At 47.1% G+C, this 18,945-nt stretch carries 18 protein-coding genes and 2 tRNA genes; 16 read left to right on the top strand and 4 right to left on the bottom strand.

What is annotated here, in order from left to right; genetic code table 11:
- Positions 1-42: 42 nt before the first annotated feature.
- Both WKT10_RS04095 and ymfI read right to left on the bottom strand, forming a co-directional pair.
- Positions 43-495 (bottom strand): hypothetical protein, encoded by a 453-nt coding sequence (locus WKT10_RS04095; RefSeq protein ID WP_296039004.1) that lies wholly within the window; start codon positions 493-495, stop codon positions 43-45.
- A 170-nt stretch (positions 496-665) separates the two neighbouring features.
- Positions 666-1,397 carry an elongation factor P 5-aminopentanone reductase gene (gene ymfI / locus WKT10_RS04090; RefSeq protein ID WP_066550009.1) on the bottom strand — a complete coding sequence of 244 codons (732 nt, stop codon included), beginning with the start codon at positions 1,395-1,397 and terminating at the stop codon, positions 666-668.
- A 234-nt stretch (positions 1,398-1,631) separates the two neighbouring features.
- Between ymfI and trxB the strand changes: the two genes are divergently transcribed.
- The gene (gene trxB, locus WKT10_RS04085; protein ID WP_066550005.1) at positions 1,632-2,546 is read left to right on the top strand and encodes a thioredoxin-disulfide reductase; all 915 of its coding nucleotides are present in this window, start codon (positions 1,632-1,634) and stop codon (positions 2,544-2,546) included.
- Positions 2,547-2,560: 14 nt separating this feature from the next.
- On the top strand, positions 2,561-3,727 hold the full coding sequence (locus WKT10_RS04080) for a C40 family peptidase (RefSeq protein WP_296039000.1): 1,167 nt from the start codon (positions 2,561-2,563) through the stop codon (positions 3,725-3,727).
- Positions 3,728-3,815: 88 nt separating this feature from the next.
- On the opposite strand, the gene hpf is transcribed toward WKT10_RS04080, so the two are convergent.
- Entirely contained in the window at positions 3,816-4,349 is a 534-nt protein-coding gene (gene hpf, locus WKT10_RS04075) for a ribosome hibernation-promoting factor, HPF/YfiA family (RefSeq protein ID WP_066549996.1), read from the bottom strand.
- Between the two features lie 709 nt (positions 4,350-5,058).
- Here hpf and secA point away from each other — a divergent pair.
- The 4 genes from secA (at position 5,059) to WKT10_RS04055 (ending at position 10,765) form a co-directional block, all read left to right on the top strand.
- On the top strand, positions 5,059-7,629 hold the full coding sequence (gene secA, locus WKT10_RS04070) for a preprotein translocase subunit SecA (protein ID WP_340275621.1): 2,571 nt from the start codon (positions 5,059-5,061) through the stop codon (positions 7,627-7,629).
- 95 nt (positions 7,630-7,724) lie between these two features.
- Positions 7,725-8,862 (top strand): peptide chain release factor 2 gene (gene prfB, locus WKT10_RS04065; RefSeq protein WP_096807437.1). Its coding sequence is split into 2 segments (ribosomal slippage): positions 7,725-7,799 and positions 7,801-8,862, totalling 1,137 coding nucleotides; the frame shifts between segments, so codons are not numbered across the junction.
- A gap of 170 nt (positions 8,863-9,032) precedes the next feature.
- Positions 9,033-9,476: an ACT domain-containing protein gene (locus tag WKT10_RS04060; protein WP_066549988.1), complete on the top strand. Its 444-nt coding sequence runs from the start codon at positions 9,033-9,035 to the stop codon at positions 9,474-9,476.
- Between the two features lie 47 nt (positions 9,477-9,523).
- Positions 9,524-10,765, top strand: coding sequence for a homoserine dehydrogenase (locus tag WKT10_RS04055; RefSeq protein ID WP_066549985.1), 1,242 nt, complete (start codon positions 9,524-9,526; stop codon positions 10,763-10,765).
- Positions 10,766-10,836: 71 nt separating this feature from the next.
- On the opposite strand, the gene WKT10_RS04050 is transcribed toward WKT10_RS04055, so the two are convergent.
- Positions 10,837-11,256 (bottom strand): hypothetical protein, encoded by a 420-nt coding sequence (locus tag WKT10_RS04050; RefSeq protein ID WP_066549977.1) that lies wholly within the window; start codon positions 11,254-11,256, stop codon positions 10,837-10,839.
- Positions 11,257-11,425: 169 nt separating this feature from the next.
- Here WKT10_RS04050 and WKT10_RS04045 point away from each other — a divergent pair, with 169 nt between their 5' ends.
- The 10 genes from WKT10_RS04045 to WKT10_RS04000 all read left to right on the top strand — a co-directional run bounded on the left by WKT10_RS04045 (position 11,426) and on the right by WKT10_RS04000 (position 18,870).
- The gene (locus WKT10_RS04045; protein ID WP_066549973.1) at positions 11,426-13,582 is read left to right on the top strand and encodes a Tex family protein; all 2,157 of its coding nucleotides are present in this window, start codon (positions 11,426-11,428) and stop codon (positions 13,580-13,582) included.
- Positions 13,572-14,000, top strand: coding sequence for a tRNA (adenosine(37)-N6)-threonylcarbamoyltransferase complex ATPase subunit type 1 TsaE (tsaE, locus tag WKT10_RS04040; RefSeq protein ID WP_317439546.1), 429 nt, complete (start codon positions 13,572-13,574; stop codon positions 13,998-14,000). Before WKT10_RS04045 ends, tsaE begins: the two co-directional genes overlap by 11 nt.
- The gene (tsaB, locus tag WKT10_RS04035; RefSeq protein ID WP_317439545.1) at positions 13,997-14,758 is read left to right on the top strand and encodes a tRNA (adenosine(37)-N6)-threonylcarbamoyltransferase complex dimerization subunit type 1 TsaB; all 762 of its coding nucleotides are present in this window, start codon (positions 13,997-13,999) and stop codon (positions 14,756-14,758) included. Before tsaE ends, tsaB begins: the two co-directional genes overlap by 4 nt.
- A 31-nt stretch (positions 14,759-14,789) precedes the next feature.
- A complete protein-coding gene (gene rimI, locus WKT10_RS04030; RefSeq protein WP_066549965.1) occupies positions 14,790-15,239 on the top strand; it encodes a ribosomal protein S18-alanine N-acetyltransferase in 450 nt (149 codons plus the stop codon).
- A gap of 162 nt (positions 15,240-15,401) precedes the next feature.
- Positions 15,402-15,644: a hypothetical protein gene (locus WKT10_RS04025; RefSeq protein WP_340275616.1), complete on the top strand. Its 243-nt coding sequence runs from the start codon at positions 15,402-15,404 to the stop codon at positions 15,642-15,644.
- 140 nt (positions 15,645-15,784) lie between these two features.
- Positions 15,785-16,696 (top strand): ribonuclease Z, encoded by a 912-nt coding sequence (locus WKT10_RS04020; protein ID WP_317439543.1) that lies wholly within the window; start codon positions 15,785-15,787, stop codon positions 16,694-16,696.
- A gap of 3 nt (positions 16,697-16,699) precedes the next feature.
- Positions 16,700-17,734, top strand: a complete 1,035-nt coding sequence (gene tsaD / locus WKT10_RS04015) for a tRNA (adenosine(37)-N6)-threonylcarbamoyltransferase complex transferase subunit TsaD (protein ID WP_340275612.1) — start codon at positions 16,700-16,702, stop codon at positions 17,732-17,734.
- Positions 17,735-18,472 (top strand): 2-C-methyl-D-erythritol 4-phosphate cytidylyltransferase, encoded by a 738-nt coding sequence (ispD, locus tag WKT10_RS04010; protein ID WP_337433761.1) that lies wholly within the window; start codon positions 17,735-17,737, stop codon positions 18,470-18,472. It begins immediately after the preceding gene.
- A gap of 166 nt (positions 18,473-18,638) precedes the next feature.
- Positions 18,639-18,724, top strand: a tRNA-Ser gene (locus WKT10_RS04005).
- 57 nt (positions 18,725-18,781) lie between these two features.
- A tRNA-Ser gene (locus tag WKT10_RS04000) sits at positions 18,782-18,870 on the top strand.
- Positions 18,871-18,945: the final 75 nt, after the last annotated feature.

Below are 18,945 nucleotides of genomic sequence, written 5' to 3'. Positions count from 1 at the left end.
TCTCCAGCGGTTCCTGCATTCATATGATTCATTTTAAGCCGATCAGCGCACCCCAAACTTAGTTCCTCTGCGGATGGTACCATTGCTGTTCCACTCGGTATAAACGTATGGGCCGCCGTCAGTTGTGCCGTTTTCAGTAAACTCATGGTTTACGCCGTTGTAATTGCGTACACCTGTCTGCATTTTACAGCTGTTGTTGTCAAAGTAATATACATTTCCATTGATTTTCATGATGCCGCCCTGAAGCTCGCCGGTATCGGCTGCATAATACCAGGTACCGTCTCTCTGGATCCATCCGGTACGCATCAACTGATCGTTGCCGAAAAAGAACCAGTGGTTTTTGTACTGTACCCAGTTATTAGTGCAGTAGGCTCCGTCGCCCCACTGGTATTTTACACCATCTTTTGTTCCTACAAAACCTGCTGCAAAAGATGTCATGGCGCTGCCTGCTGCAAGGGCAAGAGACAGAGTTACAATAGCGAAACGCTTCTTCATAAAATTCATTCCTCCTGTTTCTTATGATTACAATCTCCGATTTCACATCGGGACTGAGGATTAATTCCTTATACCAAGAGTTTATACCCTGGAGTAACTCCAAGGTCAATGCATGTAAGCCTTTTGTAAGCTTTTGTAAGGAAAATGAAATAGGAGAAAATGTAAGGCTTCTAAATCCAGCCGCCGTCCAAACCGATTACCTGTCCGGTAAGATAGGAGTCTTTATAGCTGAGATGGTACACCAGGTCAGCTACCTCTTCTGCCCGTCCCAGGCGGCCGGCCGGGATTTCTTCTACCAGGGAAATCAGCTCCTCTTCTTCCAGCCACTGGTTCATCTCTGTGTCAATGGCTCCGCAGGCTACGGCATTGACCTGGATACCGCTGGGGGCCAGCTCCTTGGCGAGCGCCTTTGTAAATGCGTTGACTCCACCTTTTGTAGCTGAGTAGGCGGTTTCGCAGGAAGCCCCTGCAAGACCCCATACAGAAGAAATGTTTACTATTTTACCCTGTTTTTGACGGACCATATAAGGAATTGCCAGTTTACAGCAGTTAAAGACAGAGGTCAGATTGACATGGAGCATTTTTTCCCAGTCCTCTGTACTCATATCCTGAAGGAGACCGATATAGGCGATACCGGCATTGTTGATCAGAATGTCTGCTCCTCCAAACTGTTTTTTTACCTGTTCAAACCATTCTTCACAGCATTTCATATCGCCCATATCTCCCATATAGGCCAGACAGGGCACCTGATAGCTCTGGATTTCCTTTTGCGTCTGCAAAAGACGTTCTTTGCTGTGCACACAGCTTATGGCTACATTATATCCCTTTTTTGCAAATTTGACTGCGATTGCTTTCCCGATGCCACGGGATGCTCCGGTGACCAGTACTGTTTTTCTTGCCATACGCAAAACCATCCTTTCCAAATCTTACCCTATTATATCATATTTTGGCAGGGAAAACCATGTATCCCATTTTAGTTTCCAATGGGATAACGCCATTTTAACATCATCAGATGCGTGTACAGGAATTGTAAGAAATTTTTTCTGTAACAGATTTGTAATTTGTGTTATAATAATAGGTAATATGTAAAAAAATGTCCAACTGTAGACCAATTAATAAGATAAGGAATAGAAAATATGACTCAATTATACGATCTGATCATCATCGGCTCCGGCCCCGCAGGGCTGGCAGCAGCTGTATACGCGCAGAGAGCACGGCTGAACACATTGATTTTGGAAAAAGCCATGGTAAGCGGTGGACAGGTGCTTACTACCTATGAAGTAGATAATTATCCCGGCCTTCCCGGAATCGGCGGCTACGATCTGGGACTGAAGTTCAGAGAGCATGCAGACCGCCTGGGAGCTCTGTTTAAGGAGGATGAGGTGATTTCCGTAGAGGATGGCCCGGTTAAAAGAGTAGTCTGCTCTGGCGGCATCTATGAGGCAAGGGCAGTGATATTGGCTACAGGAGCCATTCACAGAAAACTTGGGATTCCCGGAGAGGAGGAGCTTGGAGGAGCGGGTGTATCTTACTGCGCAACCTGTGACGGGGCTTTTTTCCGCAATAAGGTAACAGCAGTTATCGGCGGAGGCGATGTGGCAGTAGAGGACGCTATTTTTCTGGCGCGTATGTGCAGCAAGGTGTATCTCATTCACAGAAGAAATGAACTCAGAGCAGCAAAGAGCCTTCAGGAAAGTTTGTTTGCGCAGGAAAATGTAGAGATCCTCTGGGATACAGTAGCCGATTCCATTGAGGGAGAAGGCTCTGTAGAATGTCTGAAGATAACCAATGTAAAGACCGGAGAGAAGAGCGAGCTTGCCCTTCAGGGTGTATTTATTGCTGTGGGTATTTCACCGGAAAGCCGTGCATTTGAAGGTCTGGTGGACATGGATCACGGTTATATTAAGGCGGGAGAGGACGGAGTTACGTCTGTTCCCGGCATTTTCGCAGCAGGAGATGTGAGAACCAAACTGTTAAGGCAGATCGTCACAGCTGCAGCAGACGGAGCAAACGCGGTGACCAGTGCAGAGCGCTATCTTACGGCGCATTAGGAGGATGTATTCAGATGAAAAAATGGAAGAAGGTACTGATCATCAGCAGCCTGTGTACGCTGGCAGGGGCATTTACCGTCCTTGCCGCACCCAATTATGACAATATTGCGGTATCAAAGGTAAGCGGATCGGTAAATATCCGCACAGAGGCCAATACAACCAGCGCTGTCACGGGAAAGATACAAAATGACTGTGCCGCCGAGATTCTGGAAACGGTAGACGGTGAGGGCGGAAAATGGTATAAGATCCGTTCCGGCTCCGTTACCGGTTATATCAAGGCAGAGTATTTTGTTACCGGCGAGGCTGCAGCTGCCAGGGCAAAGGAAGTGGGACATACCTATGGAATTATAAAAGGCGCTGCTACCGTCCGTCTGCGGGCAACACCGGATTTAAATGGAAAGACCTTAACTCTTCTGGGAGAAGGCGCCAGATGCTCTGTTGTGGGACAGGAGGGAAGCTTTGTAAAGGTGGCAGTGGATACGGATCTGGAAGGCTATGTATCCAGCGAGTACATAGAGACAGAGGTGGAATTTAAGGAAGCTGTTTCTTCGGAGGAAGAAAAGGCCCAGGCAGAGGAAAAGGCCCAGGCTCAGAAAGAAGCGGATGCTGCCATTCAGGCGTTGGAGGAAGCGAAAACAGAGCAGAAGTCCGCACAGTTTGCTTCTGCTTCTAAAAATGGTTCCGGGATCCCGATTATTGAGGCGAATCCAGAAAAGGGAACTCAGCAGAATGTGGCGGCGCCTACGATTGCAAAACCTGAGGAGTCTTCCAATAAAGAACCTGACAGTCCGGGAGAAAAGGACAGTTCCAAGGTCGTATCTGCCTCCCGCAACGCAGTAGTTGCCTATGCCAAGCAGTTTCTTGGAAACCCCTATGTTTATGGCGGTACAAGCCTTACAAACGGTGCAGACTGCTCTGGCTTTGTCATGAGTGTATTTTCTCATTTCGGTATCAATACAGGCAGAAGTTCCAGAGAACAGGCTGGCAAGGGAAAGACGATTCCGGTCGATCAGGTGCAGCCGGGAGATCTTTTGTTCTATGCAAGCGGCGATTATATCAATCATGTGGGGATTTATGTGGGAGATGGAAAGATCATCCATTCCAGCAATCCCGCTACAGGTATCTGCTATGCGTCTGCTAACTACAGAACCCCCTGCAAGGCAGTGAGCTTTTTTGACTGATCCATAGATTTTAAAATTAGACAGGAATATCTTGCAGCATAATAAAAGGCCGATCCTCCGCGTTGGAAGGACCGGCCTTTTATTGCATTTAAAACTCTGGTTCAATCAGGCCATATGTACCATTTTTACGTTTGTACACTACGTTTACCTGATCGGTTTCGGAATTTAAGAAAACATAGAAGTTATGTCCCAGCATTTCCATCTGGAGGCAGGCTTCTTCGGGATTGACAGGTTTTACGGCAAATTTCTTTGTTTTAACAATCTGGATCTCATCGTCATATGGAACTTCCTCTTCTTCTTCAATGAAATTCTGAGAGAAGGACAGGGCCGCCTGCTTTTTGTCAATGAGTTTCTTCCTATATCTGCGGATCTGGCGTTCAATGATCTCCTCTACCAGATCGATGGATACATACATATCAGTGCTGGATTCTTCCGCACGGATGGTATTTCCCTTTACAGGGATAGTGACCTCAATTTTCTGGATATCCTTTTGGGCGCTGAGCGCAACGAACACTTCTGTGTCGGGAGTAAAGAAATGTTCCAGCTTGCCGATCTTCTTTTCAACGGCAGCTTTCAAGCCTGGAGTTACCTCGATGTTTCTTCCTGTAATGGTATAACGCATAAAATCAACTCCTTTTTCTGAGATATGCATATTATAACATATTTGTTGTGAAATTACAATCATAATACGATAAATTGACTAATAATTACTATAAATTTTTTATAAAAATTGTTTTTGGGATTCATAAGCAGAATATTGAATTACTAATAGGGCAGGCTTATAAATGTCAAGAGGAAAAGCAGAAAAAATGTAAAAAACGTGTAAATTTATCAGATGTGTACAAAAAAACAGGATCTGAAATGGAAAGAAAATTGGTAAAAGCGGGGACTTATAAACTTGTGGATAATGTGGATAAGTCGGTGCATAAGTAAAAAACAACGAAAATAAAAGGAAAATGAGGTGTGGATAACTTTGGGGGAAATGTGTGTGGATAACTGTGGATAATGTGGATAGAAGAAGGAACGAACGTGTGGTTTGTGCATATTGTTAAAAGGGCAGGAATGTACAGGAACGGAGGGGAAAACAGGATGCTTCGCAGTACCGGGGAGGCTGATTGCCGGGAAATGTAAATTTTTTATGAATGAGTTGAATAAATCAGCGTCTGGTGATACAATATATTGGATTATATCATAGCATACTGCGTGCATTTATCAGGGAATAGAGAGTATTTTCAGACAGATTATAAACAGACAGCAGCTTTCCCGGCACGACAGCCGCAGTTTGGGAGAGTATAGACTTTTATATAAGGAAGAAGTTAGGAGAGTAGACCATGAACGTAATTGAGAAACTGTTCGGGACTCATAGTGAAAGAGAACTTAAGATGATCCGGCCGATCGTTGCCAAGATTGAGGGACTGCGTTCTGAGATGATGGCAAAGTCAGACGAAGAGCTGCGCGACCAGACCCGGATTTTTAAAGAAAGACTGGCAAAGGGCGAAACACTGGATGATCTTCTGCCGGAGGCATTTGCTACTGTGCGGGAGGCTGCAAGAAGAACGCTGAATATGGAGCATTTCCCTGTACAGCTCATCGGTGGTATTGTACTTCATCAGGGCCGTATTGCCGAGATGCGTACAGGAGAGGGAAAGACGCTGGTATCCACCTGTCCTGCTTATTTAAATGCGCTGGCCGGAAAAGGTGTACAGATCGTAACCGTTAATGACTATCTGGCAAAGCGAGATGCAGAGTGGATGGGCCAGGTACATCGTTTCCTGGGACTGAGTGTAGGCGTGGTTTTAAATGACATGAACAGCGCCCAGCGCAAGGAGGCATACGCCTGCGACATTACCTATGTGACAAATAACGAGCTGGGATTTGACTACCTTCGTGACAATATGGCCATTTACAAGGAGCAGCTGGTGCTCCGCGATCTGGACTACTGTATTATCGATGAGGTGGACTCTGTGCTGATCGACGAGGCGAGAACCCCTCTGATCATTTCCGGACAGAGCGGAAAATCCACAAAGCTTTATGAGGTCTGCGATGTACTGGCCCGTCAGCTGGAGCGCGGAACGGTTTCCAAGGAATTTTCCAAGATTGATGCCATTATGGGTGAGGAGATTGAGGAGACCGGCGATTTCGTAGTTGATGAGAAGGATAAGGTAGTAAACCTTACGGAGCAGGGTGTGAAAAAGGTAGAGGAATATTTCCACATTGATAACCTTGCAGATCCGGAAAATCTGGAGATCCAGCACAATATCATTCTGGCTCTGCGCGCCAATAACCTGATGTTCAGAGATAAGGATTACGTGGTAAAGGACGATGAGGTACTGATCGTAGATGAGTTTACAGGACGTATCATGCCGGGCCGCCGCTATTCCGACGGACTTCATCAGGCAATCGAGGCAAAGGAGCATGTAAATGTGCGCCGTGAAAGCCGTACACTGGCTACCATCACCTTCCAGAATTTCTTCAACAAGTTCAATAAGAAGGCAGGTATGACCGGTACTGCTCTTACGGAGGAGAAAGAATTCCGCAATACCTATGGCATGGATGCCATTGCTATTCCAACTAACCGTCCCGTTCAGCGTAAGGATCTGGATGATGCGGTATACAAGACAAAGAAGGAAAAATACAAAGCAGTTGTAGATGAGGTGGTAAAAGCCCATGAAAAGGGACAGCCTGTATTGGTTGGTACCATTACCATTGAAACTTCTGAGCTTTTAAGCAAGATGCTCACAAAGAGAGGCATTCCTCATAAAGTCCTTAACGCTAAATTCCATGAGCTTGAGGCCGAGATCGTGGCAGATGCAGGTATCCACGGCTCCGTTACTATTGCTACGAATATGGCTGGCCGTGGTACGGATATTAAGCTGGATGACGAGTCAAAGGCTCTGGGCGGCTTAAAGATCATCGGTACCGAGCGCCATGAGTCCCGCCGTATTGATAATCAGCTCCGCGGCCGTTCCGGCCGTCAGGGCGATCCGGGTGAGTCCAGATTCTATCTGTCTCTGGAGGATGACCTGCTGCGTCTCTTCGGTTCAGACCGTCTGATGCATATGTTTGAGGCCATGGGCGTGCCGGAGGGCGAGCAGATTGAGCACAAGATGCTGTCAAATGCCATTGAGAAGGCACAGATGAAGATCGAGGGCAATAACTACGGTATCCGTGAGCAGCTCTTAAAGTTCGATGAGGTGAACAATGAGCAGCGAGAGGTTATTTATCAGGAGCGCCGTAAGGTGCTGGACGGCGACAATATGCGCGATCTGATTCTTAAGATGATCACAGAGATCGTAGAAAATGCCGTGGATATGTCCATTGCAGATGATCAGACTCCGGATAAGTGGGATTTAAAGGAATTAAACAGCCTTCTTCTCCCTGTGATTCCCTTAAAGCCGGTGGTGCTTACGGATGAGCAGAAGAAGTCCATGAAGAAAAATGAATTAAAGCACAGCATCAAGGAAGCTGCCATTAAGCTGTATGAAACAAAGGAGGCAGAGTATCCGGATGCCGAGCAGATCCGTGAGATCGAGCGCGTAGTCCTTTTAAAGGTAATTGACAATAAGTGGATGGCTCATCTGGATGACATGGACGCTCTCCGCGAGGGCATCGGCCTTCAGGCATACGGTCAGAGAGATCCGGTGGTTGAATATAAGATGCAGGGCTATGAAATGTATGAAGCTATGATGGCTTCCATTCAGGAGGAGACTGTTCGCATCCTGTTCCATATCCGCGTAGAGCAGAAGGTAGAGCGCGAGCCTGCTGCCAAGGTGACAGGTACCAATAAGGATGCGGTTCCTGTAGCGCCCCAGAAGAGAGCTGAGCAGAAGATCTATCCGAATGATCCCTGTCCCTGCGGCTCCGGCAAGAAGTATAAGCAGTGCTGCGGACGCATTAAATAGTGCGCAGTCATTTATAAATGATCAAAAGTAACTATTCCTCCGATGGGAGAACTGAATAGTTGCCATTAAAATATAAAAAGAAAGCGGGTGAAGCTGTGGTTGAGTTAGATAATTTCAAATATACGTTATCAACGTATGACAAACCATTAGTGGAAGTGAGGGATTCACTTTGACCTGGATAACAAGGTCAGACGAATCAACGAATTAGACCGGTCGATGGAGGAGCCGGGGTTCTGGGATGATCCCGACCGTTCCACCAGACTGGTGAGAGAAGCAAAGAATTTAAAGGATGAGGTGGGAACCTTCCGCGAGCTGGAGCAGGAGTATGAGGATATTCAGGTTATGATCCAGATGGGGTATGAGGAAAATGACCCTTCTGTGATCCCGGATATCCAGGAGATGCTGGATCATTTTACAGAAACTCTGGAAAAAATGCGGATGAAGCTCCTTCTTTCTGGCGAGTATGACAGCTATGACGCGATCCTGCGTCTGAATGCGGGAGCCGGAGGCACAGAGTCTTGTGACTGGTGCAGTATGCTGTACCGTATGTACTGCCGCTGGGCAGAGAAAAAGGGATTTAAGTTAGAAGTTCTGGATTATCTGGACGGCGATGAGGCGGGCATTAAGTCTGTTACCATCCAGATCAGCGGAGACAATGCCTACGGTTATCTGCGTTCCGAGCACGGAGTCCACCGCTTAGTGCGCATTTCTCCCTTCAATGCGGCGGGAAAACGCCAGACATCCTTTGTATCCTGTGATGTGATGCCGGATATCAAAGAAGATATTGATATTGAGATCAATCCCGATGATATCCGTATCGATACCTACCGTTCCAGCGGTGCCGGCGGACAGCATATCAATAAAACATCTTCAGCTATCCGTATTACTCATTATCCCACCGGAATTGTGGTAACCTGTCAGAATGAGCGTTCCCAGTTCCAGAATAAGGATAAGGCTATGCAGATGTTAAAGGCAAAGCTGTATATGCTGCGCCAGGAGGAGCAGGCAGCTAAGGCTGCAGGTATCCGCGGAGACGTAAAGGACAACGGTTGGGGAAGCCAGATCCGTTCCTATGTGCTCCAGCCTTATACCATGGTAAAGGATCTGCGCACCGGAGAGGAAACGGGCAACGTAGACGCCGTGCTGGACGGTGGACTGGATCCCTTTATCAGTGCTTACCTGCGCTGGATGAGTCTGGGATGTCCAGATCGGAATTCACGCACAGAAGATTAAAAACAGAGAATAATACTGGAAAAGCCGGGCAATAGTCCGGCTTTTTTCTGACTTCATTTAAATTCCGGAGAAAAACAGTTGCATTTCTATGGAAAATATGATACCATCTTCCACGTGGGTACATATGTACATCTGATGCGGACACAAAAAAGGAAGGAAGACAAGAGTACATGGAAGACAAAAGCAAGTATTTTGTGGTGAAGCAGAAAGCTGTTCCTGAGGTACTTTTAAAGGTGGTGGAGGCGAAGAAGCTCCTTGAAAGCGAACGCGCGATTACAGTTCAGGAGGCCACAGACAAGGTGGGGATCAGCCGCAGCTCCTTCTACAAGTACAAGGATGATATTTTTCCTTTTTATGATAATACGAAGGGAAAGACCATCACTCTGGTGGTACAGATGGATGATGAACAGGGGCTTTTAAGCGACCTTCTTCATGTAGTTGCTGTTTACCGGGCCAATATTCTGACAATCCATCAGAGTATTCCTGTAAATGGAGTGGCTACGCTGACGCTTAGTGTAGAGATCCGCGAGAATACGGGAAATGTTTCCGGTATGATCGAGGAGCTTGAAAATCTAAATGGAATCCATTATGTAAAAATATTGGCAAGAGAATAGGCCTGTATTTTCAGGGAGAAGTATAAAAAGGCAGGGAGCAGAGGATTATGATTAAGACAGCAGTAATGGGATATGGAACTATTGGCTCCGGTGTGACGGAGATTCTGGCAGAAAATCGGGATGTGATCGCTGCACAGGCAGGGCAGGAGATAGAGCTGAAGTATGTGCTGGATCTGCGGGAGTTTCCCGACAGCCCCATCGCAGATAAGGTGATCCATGAGTTTAAGCTCATTGAAGAGGATCCGGAGATTCAGATCGTGGTGGAAACCATGGGAGGTCTAAATCCGGCGTATCCGTTTGTAAAGGCCTGCCTGATGGCAGGAAAGCATGTTGTTACTTCCAATAAGGCTCTGGTAGCTGCTCACGGCACAGAACTTCTTGCCATTGCGCGAAAAAAGAAGGTAAATTTCTTTTTTGAGGCCAGCGTGGGAGGCGGAATCCCTATTATCCGTCCTCTGTATCATTGTCTGATGGGAGAACGCATTGAGGAGATTACGGGCATTTTAAACGGTACGACCAACTATATTCTCACAAAGATGGATAAAGAGGGAGATACTTTTGAAAATGCTTTAAGAGAGGCTCAAAATCTGGGATATGCGGAGCGCAATCCGGAGGCGGACGTAGAAGGCTATGACACCTGCCGCAAGATTGCCATTCTTACAGCCATGGCTGCAGGCAAAGAGGTGGATTATCAGGATATCTACACAGAAGGAATTACAAAGATCACAGATGTTGATTTTAAATATGCGGAGAAAATGGGCGTTTCCATAAAGCTGTTCGGCACCAGCCGCATCAGAGACGGAAAGGTAAGTGCCTATGTGGCTCCGGTAATGATAAACAGCAGTCATCCTCTATATGGAGTAAGAGACGTATTTAACGGTATTATGGTCCGCGGAAATATGCTTGGCGTGTCTATGTTTTACGGCAGCGGAGCGGGAAAGCTCCCTACAGCCAGCGCAGTGATTGCAGATATCATTGAGGCTGCTCAGAACCTGAAGAAAAATGTTCCTATGGGATGGGGAAATGAAAAGCAGACCATAGAGCCAATGGAGAATATGCGTTTTCGTTACTTTGTCCGTTTGGCAGGTTCCTTCCGCAATAAGGAACAGGATATCAGGCGTATTTTCGGCCATACGGAAGTCATCGAGCTTTACGGAATGGATGAATTTGCCGTTCTCACCCCGGAGATGGAGGAGGGCGCGTTCCGACAGGCTGTAGCGGCCTATGATGCGCTTGCAGAGGCACACTCGGATTTTGGAATCAAACAGACCATCCGGGCTATGATGTAGAGTTGAATACAGATAATAAAAACTTCTGCCAATGTGAAAACGGCAGAAGTTTTTTTAAACATTTTTAAAAATCAGTGTACCGGAGGCTGTGCCTGTTGGAGCTGTTCCATAAGGCGCTGCTGGAACTGGTAGAGGAACTGATTGATCTGTGGACCCTTCACCGGATCGCGCAGCAGATCATAAAACTGGATCAGCTGAGAGAAAAAGAAAAAGGTCAGCATAATAGCAAAACCGCTTAAAAGGATTCCGGCAATGGCCTTGGGCGGAAGGGTTTTGCGGGGGCTGGGATCTGCATTCCGGGCCATAAGGGCCAGGACAATGCCGCCTGCGCCGCAGATCAGGCCTGCAGGATAATTACCGCCGATTAAAAGAGAAACAGGCAGATAAAACAGGCTTAAGACAACGCCGATGATACCGCAGATCAGAGAGCATACGGCAAATTTCTCCGAGGGAGCAGGTGCATTCTTTTGTTTTTTATAGATATTGTTCATGATATTAAATGCAATAGCCTTTCTTTGAGATAGTGATAGTCAACATGGCTTATTCTAACATGAAAAAATCATCCTGTCCAGTGTCACATCCTGGTGAGTCTTGCATAAGAAGGCAGGATGAATTATAATAAAACAGTTACTGAGAGAATAAAGACAGCGAGGAAAATTAATGGATATTATAAAAACACTGGCCGAAGAATTACAGATCGGCCGCCATCAGGCAGAGGCTGCCGTAAAGCTGATCGATGAAGGAAATACCATTCCGTTTATTGCCAGATACCGCAAGGAGGCCACAGGTTCCTTAAATGATGAGATCCTGCGTGCTCTGGATGAACGTTTAAGATATCTGCGGGGACTGGAAGACCGCAAAAACCAGGTGATCGCCACGATTACAGATCAGGGAAAGATGACGCCTGGACTGGAGCAGCAGATCCGCAGTGCAGCTACCCTGGTAGCAGTGGAGGATTTATACCGCCCCTATAAGCCAAAGCGTCGCACAAGAGCGATGATTGCCCGTGAGAAGGGGCTGGAGCCGTTGGCAGACCTGATTTTTTTACAGGAGGCGAAGGAACCTCTTGAAGAGACAGCGGCTTCCTATGTTTCAGAGGAAAAGGGAGTGGAATCGCCGGAAGCTGCCATTCAGGGTGCCATGGATATTCTGGCGGAGCGGATTTCCGATCATCCGGGGTACCGCACCTGGATCCGTAATATAACGATGAATAAGGGACTTCTTCAGTCCAGTGCAAAGGATGAGAAGGTAAAGTCCGTTTATGAGACCTATTATAATTATGAGGAGCCTGTAAAAAAGGCTGCGGGCCATAGAATTCTGGCGTTAAACCGGGGAGAAAGCGAAAAAATCCTTACAGTAAAGGTGATTCCTCCTGTGGATCAGATCATGGGATATCTGGAAAAGCAGGTGATCGTAAAGAATAATCCATATACCACTCCGGTGTTAAAGGCGGTGGTGAAGGACAGCTATGACCGTCTGACAGGACCTTCCATAGAGCGTGAAATCCGCAGTGAGATCACAGAAAAGGCAGAGGACGGAGCAATCCGTGTTTTTGGAAAGAATTTAGAGCAGCTTCTGATGCAGCCTCCCATTACAGGCCGTGTGGTTTTAGGCTGGGATCCGGCCTTCCGTACAGGCTGCAAGCTGGCAGTTGTAGACAGCACGGGAAAGGTGTTGGATACCATTGTAATCTATCCCACAGCGCCTCAGAATAAGGTAGAGGAATCAAAGAAGATTTTAAAGGAAATGATCCACAAATACAACATTTCCCTGATATCGGTAGGAAACGGTACAGCTTCCAGAGAATCGGAGCAGGTAATAGTGGAACTGTTAAAGGAAATCAAGGAGCCGGTGAAGTATGTGATCGTAAATGAGGCCGGAGCTTCCGTATATTCTGCCAGCAAACTTGCCACAGAGGAATTTCCGGCATTTGATGTGGGCCAGAGAAGTGCAGTGTCCATTGCCCGCCGCCTGCAGGATCCTCTGGCGGAGCTGGTAAAGATTGACCCCAAATCCATTGGCGTAGGCCAGTATCAGCATGATATGAATCAGAAAAAGCTGGGAGCTGCCTTAGAGGGTGTGGTAGAAGACTGTGTAAACAGGGTAGGTGTGGACATAAATACCGCATCTGCCTCCCTTTTGGAATACGTTTCAGGCATCAATAAGACGCTGGCAAAAAACATTGTGGCGTACCGTGAGGAAAACGGCGCATTTAAGAGCAGAAAGCAGCTTTTAAAGGTAGCCAAGCTGGGGCCTAAGGCTTTTGAACAGTGCGCAGGCTTTATGCGTATTACAGGGGGAGCGGAACCCTTAGACGGTACCAGTGTCCATCCGGAAAGCTATGGCGCAGCTAAGGCCATTTTACAGAGCCTTGGATACAGGGAAGAGGAGCTGGCGCGTGGAGGAATTCCCGGTATCAGCCGAAAAATCCGTGACTATAAGAAAATGGCAGAGGAAGTGGGAGTTGGAGAAATCACGCTCAGAGACATTGCGGGCGAGCTGGAAAAACCGGCCAGAGATCCCAGAGATGAGATGCCAAGGCCGGTTCTGCGCAGCGATATTCTGGAAATGAAGGATTTAAAAGCCGGCATGGTATTAAAGGGAACAGTACGCAATGTAATTGATTTTGGAGCCTTTGTGGATATCGGTGTCCATCAGGACGGGCTGGTGCACATTTCACAGATGACAGACCGCTACATCCGTCACCCTATGGACGCAGTGAGCGTAGGAGATGTGGTTGATGTAAAGATTCTGGCAGTGGATCTGGAGAAAAAACGGATTTCTCTCACCATGAAAGGGGTAAAGGATGGTAATTGAAACATTTGATCCAAAGGAAACCTATGATCTTGGCGTGAAAATGGGAGAGCAGGCCCGGGCCGGACAGGTAATCTGCTTAAACGGTGACCTGGGTGTGGGAAAAACTGTGTTTACTCAGGGGTTTGCAGCCGGTCTTGGCATCGCAGGGCCTGTAAACAGCCCTACATTTACCATTGTGCAGCAGTATGAGGACGGGCGTCTGCCGCTGTATCATTTTGACGTATATCGGATTGGTGATATCAGCGAAATGGATGAGATCGGCTATGAAGACTGCTTTTACGGTCAGGGAGTGACACTGATCGAGTGGTCGGAGCTGATCCGGGAAATCCTGCCGGAACATGTGACGGAAGTGACCATAGAAAAGGATATGGAAAAAGGATTCGACTACAGACGAATCCGTGTGGAGGAGAAAGAATGAGAGTGTTAGGAATCGAAAGTTCATCTCTGGTAGCCAGCGTGGCTCTTGTGACCGATGATATTCTTACAGGAGAATATACGGCCAACTTTAAAAAGACCCATTCTCAGACTCTGCTTCCCATGCTGGATGAGCTGGCAAAGCTTCTGGAGCTGGATCTTAATACCGTTGACGCCATTGCTGTGGCAGGAGGACCGGGTTCATTTACAGGCTTAAGAATTGGTGCGGCCACTGCCAAGGGCCTTGGACTGGCATTAAAAAAGCCTCTGATCCATGTTCCTACCGTCGATGCTCTGGCATATAATATGTGGGGAGCCTCTGGCCTGATCTGCCCGATTATGGATGCCAGACGCCGTCAGGTCTATACGGGTCTGTATCAGATGGAACAGGGGATTCATGTTCAGATGGAACAGCAGCCTATGGATATGGGAGATCTGGCGGAAGAATTAAACCGCAGGGGAGAACGTGTGATTTTTCTGGGAGACGGAGTTCCGGCCTATAGGGAAATGATACAGGAAATGGTAAAGGTTCCCTTTGAATTTGCTCCGGCTCAGATGAACCGCCAGAGGGCAGCCAGTGTGGCAGCGCTTGGAAGCCTTGCTCTGAAGGAAGAGGGCGACGGCTGCGGATACCATAGTGCGTTTTTAGTGTCTGCCGGAGAATTCAATCCCGATTATCTGAGAAAATCACAGGCAGAACGCCAGAGGGAGGCTGAACTGTCGCCAGAGGGCGCTGCCGGAAAGCTTCCGGGAGATTATTAAAAATATCATTTCTGCTAGCAAAGGAGTCGTTATGAATCAGAATCTGAGGGTACGCCGGATGGAAGCCGGAGACCTTTTACGGGCAGCGGCACTGGAGCAGAGCAGTTTTTCTCAGCCCTGGTCTGAAAAGCTGCTTGCAGAGGGCTTAAACAGTCCTCTGGATACATATTTTGTATGTACCTGTGAAAATGAAATCGCGGGCTACTGCGTTCTGCGTGTCCTGGCAGATGAGGGAGAACTGCAGAGGATTGCGGTGTTTTCAGAATACCGCAGGCAGGGAGTCGGCAGGAAACTGATGGAAGCCATGTTAGCAGCCGCAAGGGAAGAGGGCGCATCCTCTGTTTCCCTGGAGGTCAGAGAAAGTAATGTAGGAGCCATGCGTCTTTACGAAGAATACGGTTTCTGTCAGGAGGCAGTCCGCAAAAAGTATTACCAGGAGCCGGAGGAAGATGCAGTGATCATGTGGAACCGCAGTTTGTGACTGGTCTTTTGGAATTGCGGAGGAAAATATACAGCAATTCCCACTTAAAATTACAGAATCCTGTGTATATAATGGAGAGGAATCGAACATTCCTCTCCGTTTTGCGTATTATGGCCGGAAGAAGGAAGCGAGGATCATGAAAGAGAAAGGCGAGGTATATTGATGAAAAAGTACAATAAGAATGGACAGTTAGAGACACTGATCTGTAACGGCTGCGGGAAGAAACTGGCAGTGAGCCAAGGGATTATACGAGAGGGAGCCATATCCATAGACCATGTGTGGGATTATTTTTCCGAAAAGGACGGGCAGGTTCATCATTTTGATCTGTGTGAGGAATGTTATGACCAGGTGATAAATAGGTTTCGGATTCCTGTTTCCATAGAGGAACAGACAGAATATCTGTAAAAGGAAGCCGGACGGGCGTTTTTCTCAGGGCTCTTGATTATTGGGCTGCATCTGTGTTATGATTTGAAAAAGCCGGTTTTGCGGAACGGTGAAAATGTTCCGAAACGGTGCGACTTGACATAGAAAATGAGGAAAATAATATGCTTGATATATGTTTGCTGGGAACGGGGGGGATGATGCCCCTGCCCTATCGATGGCTTACATCCATGATGGCCAGATGCGGCGGCAGTAATCTTCTTATTGACTGCGGAGAGGGAACACAGGTTGCGTTAAAAGAAAAGGGCTGGAGCCCTAAACCCATTGATACTATCTGCTTTACACATTACCATGCGGATCATATCAGTGGTCTTCCGGGTCTGCTTTTAACTATGGGTAACGCAGAGCGTACAGAGCCTCTGACCCTGATTGGCCCCAGAGGACTGGAAAGAGTAGTAAATGCACTGCGTATGATAGCTCCAGAGCTTCCCTTTGAGCTTCGGATGATTGAACTGACAGAAAACAGGCAGCAGCTTACAGCCGGCCCTTATATCATTGATGCATATAAGGTTAACCACAATGTTCTCTGCTATGGGTATACGATTCGCATTCCCAGAAAAGGCCGTTTTGATGTAGAACGTGCAAAGGAGCAGCAGATCCCACAGAAATTCTGGAACCGTCTTCAGAAGGGCGAAGAGATTGAGTGCGAAGGCCGCCTGCTTACACCGGATATGGTTCTGGGGCCCGACCGCAGGGGACTCAAGGTAACGTACTGTACGGATACGCGCCCTGTTCCTGTGATTGCAGAGTACGCCGCCGGTTCAGATCTCTTTATCTGTGAGGGCATGTACGGAGAAAAGGAAAAGGCTTCCAAAGCCAGAGAATATAAGCACATGACCTTTTATGAGGCAGCTGCTCTGGCGAAAGAGGCGAAACCGGGACAGCTCTGGCTGACCCATTACAGCCCGTCTCTTACCCGTCCGGATGATTATATGGACGAGGTCCGCAAGATTTTTCCGCGGGCTAAGGCTGCAAGAGACGGGTGGACCATGGAACTGGAATTTGATGAGGAGTGAAAAATGAACGTGAATCATACAGAAGATGTACTGATACTTGCAATTGAGAGTTCCTGCGATGAAACGGCAGCTTCCGTGGTAAAAAACGGGCGTACAGTGCTGTCCAATGTGATTTCCTCTCAGATAGCAACCCATACGGTATATGGGGGTGTGGTGCCGGAGATTGCCTCCAGAGAACATATTAAGGCAATTAATTATGTGATAGAGCGGGCATTGGCAGAGGCAGAAACAACACTGGATGATATTACAGCAATTGGAGTGACATATGGTCCAGGTCTGGTGGGGGCTCTTTTGGTAGGAGTGGCAGAGGCTAAAGCTATTGCTTATGCAGCCCGAAAGCCACTTATAGGTGTTCACCATATTGAAGGCCATGTATCGGCCAATTTTATTGAAAATAAAGATCTGGAACCACCATTTATCTGTCTGATTGTGTCAGGAGGACATACCCATCTTGTAGTTGTAAAGGATTATGGGGAATTTGAAATTATTGGCCATACCAGAGATGATGCTGCTGGGGAAGCTTTTGATAAAGTGGCCCGTGCAGTGGGACTGGGGTATCCTGGTGGCCCAAAGATTGATAAGGTAGCAAAAGAAGGAAATCCCCATGCTATTGAATTCCCAAGGGGTAAAGTGGCAGATTCACCCTATGATTTTAGCTTCAGTGGTTTAAAGTCGGCTGTTTTGAATCACATCAATCATGCAAAAATGACGGGTGAAGAGATTTGTGTACCGGATCTTGTGGCATCTTTCCAGAATTCGGTAGTGGATTCCCTGGTAAGCCGTGCTATTCATGCGGCAAAGGAATACGGATACAGCAAGCTTGCTATTGCAGGAGGAGTGGCATCAAATACAGCACTTCGCGCAGCAATGAAAAAGGCCTGTGAAGAGAATGGAATTGCATTTTATCATCCATCTCCTGTTTTTTGTACAGATAATGCGGCTATGATCGGTGCGGCTGCTTATTATGAATATATTCGAGGAAACAGATCTGGCTGGGATCTTAATGCCGTACCCAATTTGAAACTGGGGGAGAGATAGATGAAAAAATTCTGTACAGCAGTTGTACTGGCGGCAGGAAGAGGCAGCCGAATGGGAACTGCAGTGGCGAAGCAGTATCTGACATTGGGAGATAAGCCTGTTGTGGTCTATTCGTTAGAAGCCTTTCAGGCATCTCCTGTTATAGATGAGATTATTCTTATTACTGATAAAGACCATATTGAATATTGCTGGGAAAAATTGGTTCATCCATATGGGATTACCAAGGTAACAGCAGTTGCTCCGGGAGGAAAGGAACGCTATGAAAGTGTATGGAAGGCTCTCTGTCTTCTTTGCGGGAAAAATTCGCGGAATGAAGCTGGGGCTTCGGCCGGAGACGGTTATGTTTTCATTCATGACGGGGCCAGGCCTTTTATTACGGAGGATATAATTGAGAGAGTATATAAGGATACAGAAAAATGGGATGCCTGTGTAGTGGGAATGCCGGTTAAGGATACCATTAAGCAGACGGATGAAAATGGTGTGATTCTGGATACTCCGGATCGCAGCAGAATCTGGCAGGCGCAGACACCTCAGGTTTTTTCGGTTCCCCTTATTGTGGAGGCATTTCAGCGGCAGCTGTCCCAGGACTGCAGACGTGTTACGGATGACAGTATGATAGTGGAAAACCAGATGGGTGTTAAGGTGCATATGACTGAAGGCGGCTATACCAATATTAAGATTACAACCCCGGAAGACCTGGCTGTTGCAGAGGCTATTTTGACTCAATATAAAAAATGAAAAATAATTGTAAAAAAGTGTTGACATCTGTCGAATGGCGTGGTATTATAACTGAGCTGTCGCTGATACGGCAGATGCAACACACAAGAGAAAATAAACTTTTGAAAAAATCAAAAAAAACTCTTGACAAAATGCTTTTCATCTTGTAAAATAGAAAAGCACGTTTGGAGAGATATCGAAGTGGTCATAACGAGGCGGTCTTGAAAACCGTTTGTCCGAAAGGGCGCGTGGGTTCGAATCCCACTCTCTCCGCTTGGGACAAACATTGAGATTTGTCTTGAACAGAATAAAGATTAAAAGATCAACCAAGCAGAAGTACCCAAGTGGTTGAAGGGGCTCCCCTGGAAAGGGAGTAGGTCGTTAGTAGCGGCGCGAGGGTTCAAATCCCTCCTTCTGCGTTGGCAACGCAAGTTGCAAGTACCTTGAGAATTAAAGACTGAATAATACACAAACCCTGAAAATTCTAACAATTC

It is taken from the genome of Enterocloster sp. HCN-30185, from assembly GCF_037890305.1.
In the GTDB taxonomy this organism is placed as follows: Bacteria; Bacillota; Clostridia; order Lachnospirales; family Lachnospiraceae; genus Enterocloster.
The sequence above is the reverse complement of the archived record's forward strand: the minus strand, read 5'-3'. Positions and strand labels throughout refer to the sequence as shown.

What these genes read in the sequence shown, in the direction of transcription:
- WKT10_RS04045 (WP_066549973.1), top strand. Translation starts at nt 11,426, where the DNA reads ATGGATATTATAAAAACACTGGCCGAAGAATTACAGATCGGCCGCCAT.
- WKT10_RS04050 (WP_066549977.1), bottom strand. Translation starts at nt 11,256, where the DNA reads ATGAACAATATCTATAAAAAACAAAAGAATGCACCTGCTCCCTCGGAG.
- WKT10_RS04080 (WP_296039000.1), top strand. Translation starts at nt 2,561, where the DNA reads ATGAAAAAATGGAAGAAGGTACTGATCATCAGCAGCCTGTGTACGCTG.
- trxB (WP_066550005.1), top strand. Translation starts at nt 1,632, where the DNA reads ATGACTCAATTATACGATCTGATCATCATCGGCTCCGGCCCCGCAGGG.
- hpf (WP_066549996.1), bottom strand. Translation starts at nt 4,349, where the DNA reads ATGCGTTATACCATTACAGGAAGAAACATCGAGGTAACTCCAGGCTTG.
- WKT10_RS04060 (WP_066549988.1), top strand. Translation starts at nt 9,033, where the DNA reads ATGGAAGACAAAAGCAAGTATTTTGTGGTGAAGCAGAAAGCTGTTCCT.
- WKT10_RS04055 (WP_066549985.1), top strand. Translation starts at nt 9,524, where the DNA reads ATGATTAAGACAGCAGTAATGGGATATGGAACTATTGGCTCCGGTGTG.
- rimI (WP_066549965.1), top strand. Translation starts at nt 14,790, where the DNA reads ATGAATCAGAATCTGAGGGTACGCCGGATGGAAGCCGGAGACCTTTTA.
- tsaE (WP_317439546.1), top strand. Translation starts at nt 13,572, where the DNA reads ATGGTAATTGAAACATTTGATCCAAAGGAAACCTATGATCTTGGCGTG.
- WKT10_RS04095 (WP_296039004.1), bottom strand. Translation starts at nt 495, where the DNA reads ATGAAGAAGCGTTTCGCTATTGTAACTCTGTCTCTTGCCCTTGCAGCA.
- WKT10_RS04020 (WP_317439543.1), top strand. Translation starts at nt 15,785, where the DNA reads ATGCTTGATATATGTTTGCTGGGAACGGGGGGGATGATGCCCCTGCCC.
- ymfI (WP_066550009.1), bottom strand. Translation starts at nt 1,397, where the DNA reads ATGGCAAGAAAAACAGTACTGGTCACCGGAGCATCCCGTGGCATCGGG.
- ispD (WP_337433761.1), top strand. Translation starts at nt 17,735, where the DNA reads ATGAAAAAATTCTGTACAGCAGTTGTACTGGCGGCAGGAAGAGGCAGC.
- tsaB (WP_317439545.1), top strand. Translation starts at nt 13,997, where the DNA reads ATGAGAGTGTTAGGAATCGAAAGTTCATCTCTGGTAGCCAGCGTGGCT.
- secA (WP_340275621.1), top strand. Translation starts at nt 5,059, where the DNA reads ATGAACGTAATTGAGAAACTGTTCGGGACTCATAGTGAAAGAGAACTT.
- tsaD (WP_340275612.1), top strand. Translation starts at nt 16,700, where the DNA reads ATGAACGTGAATCATACAGAAGATGTACTGATACTTGCAATTGAGAGT.
- WKT10_RS04025 (WP_340275616.1), top strand. Translation starts at nt 15,402, where the DNA reads ATGAAAAAGTACAATAAGAATGGACAGTTAGAGACACTGATCTGTAAC.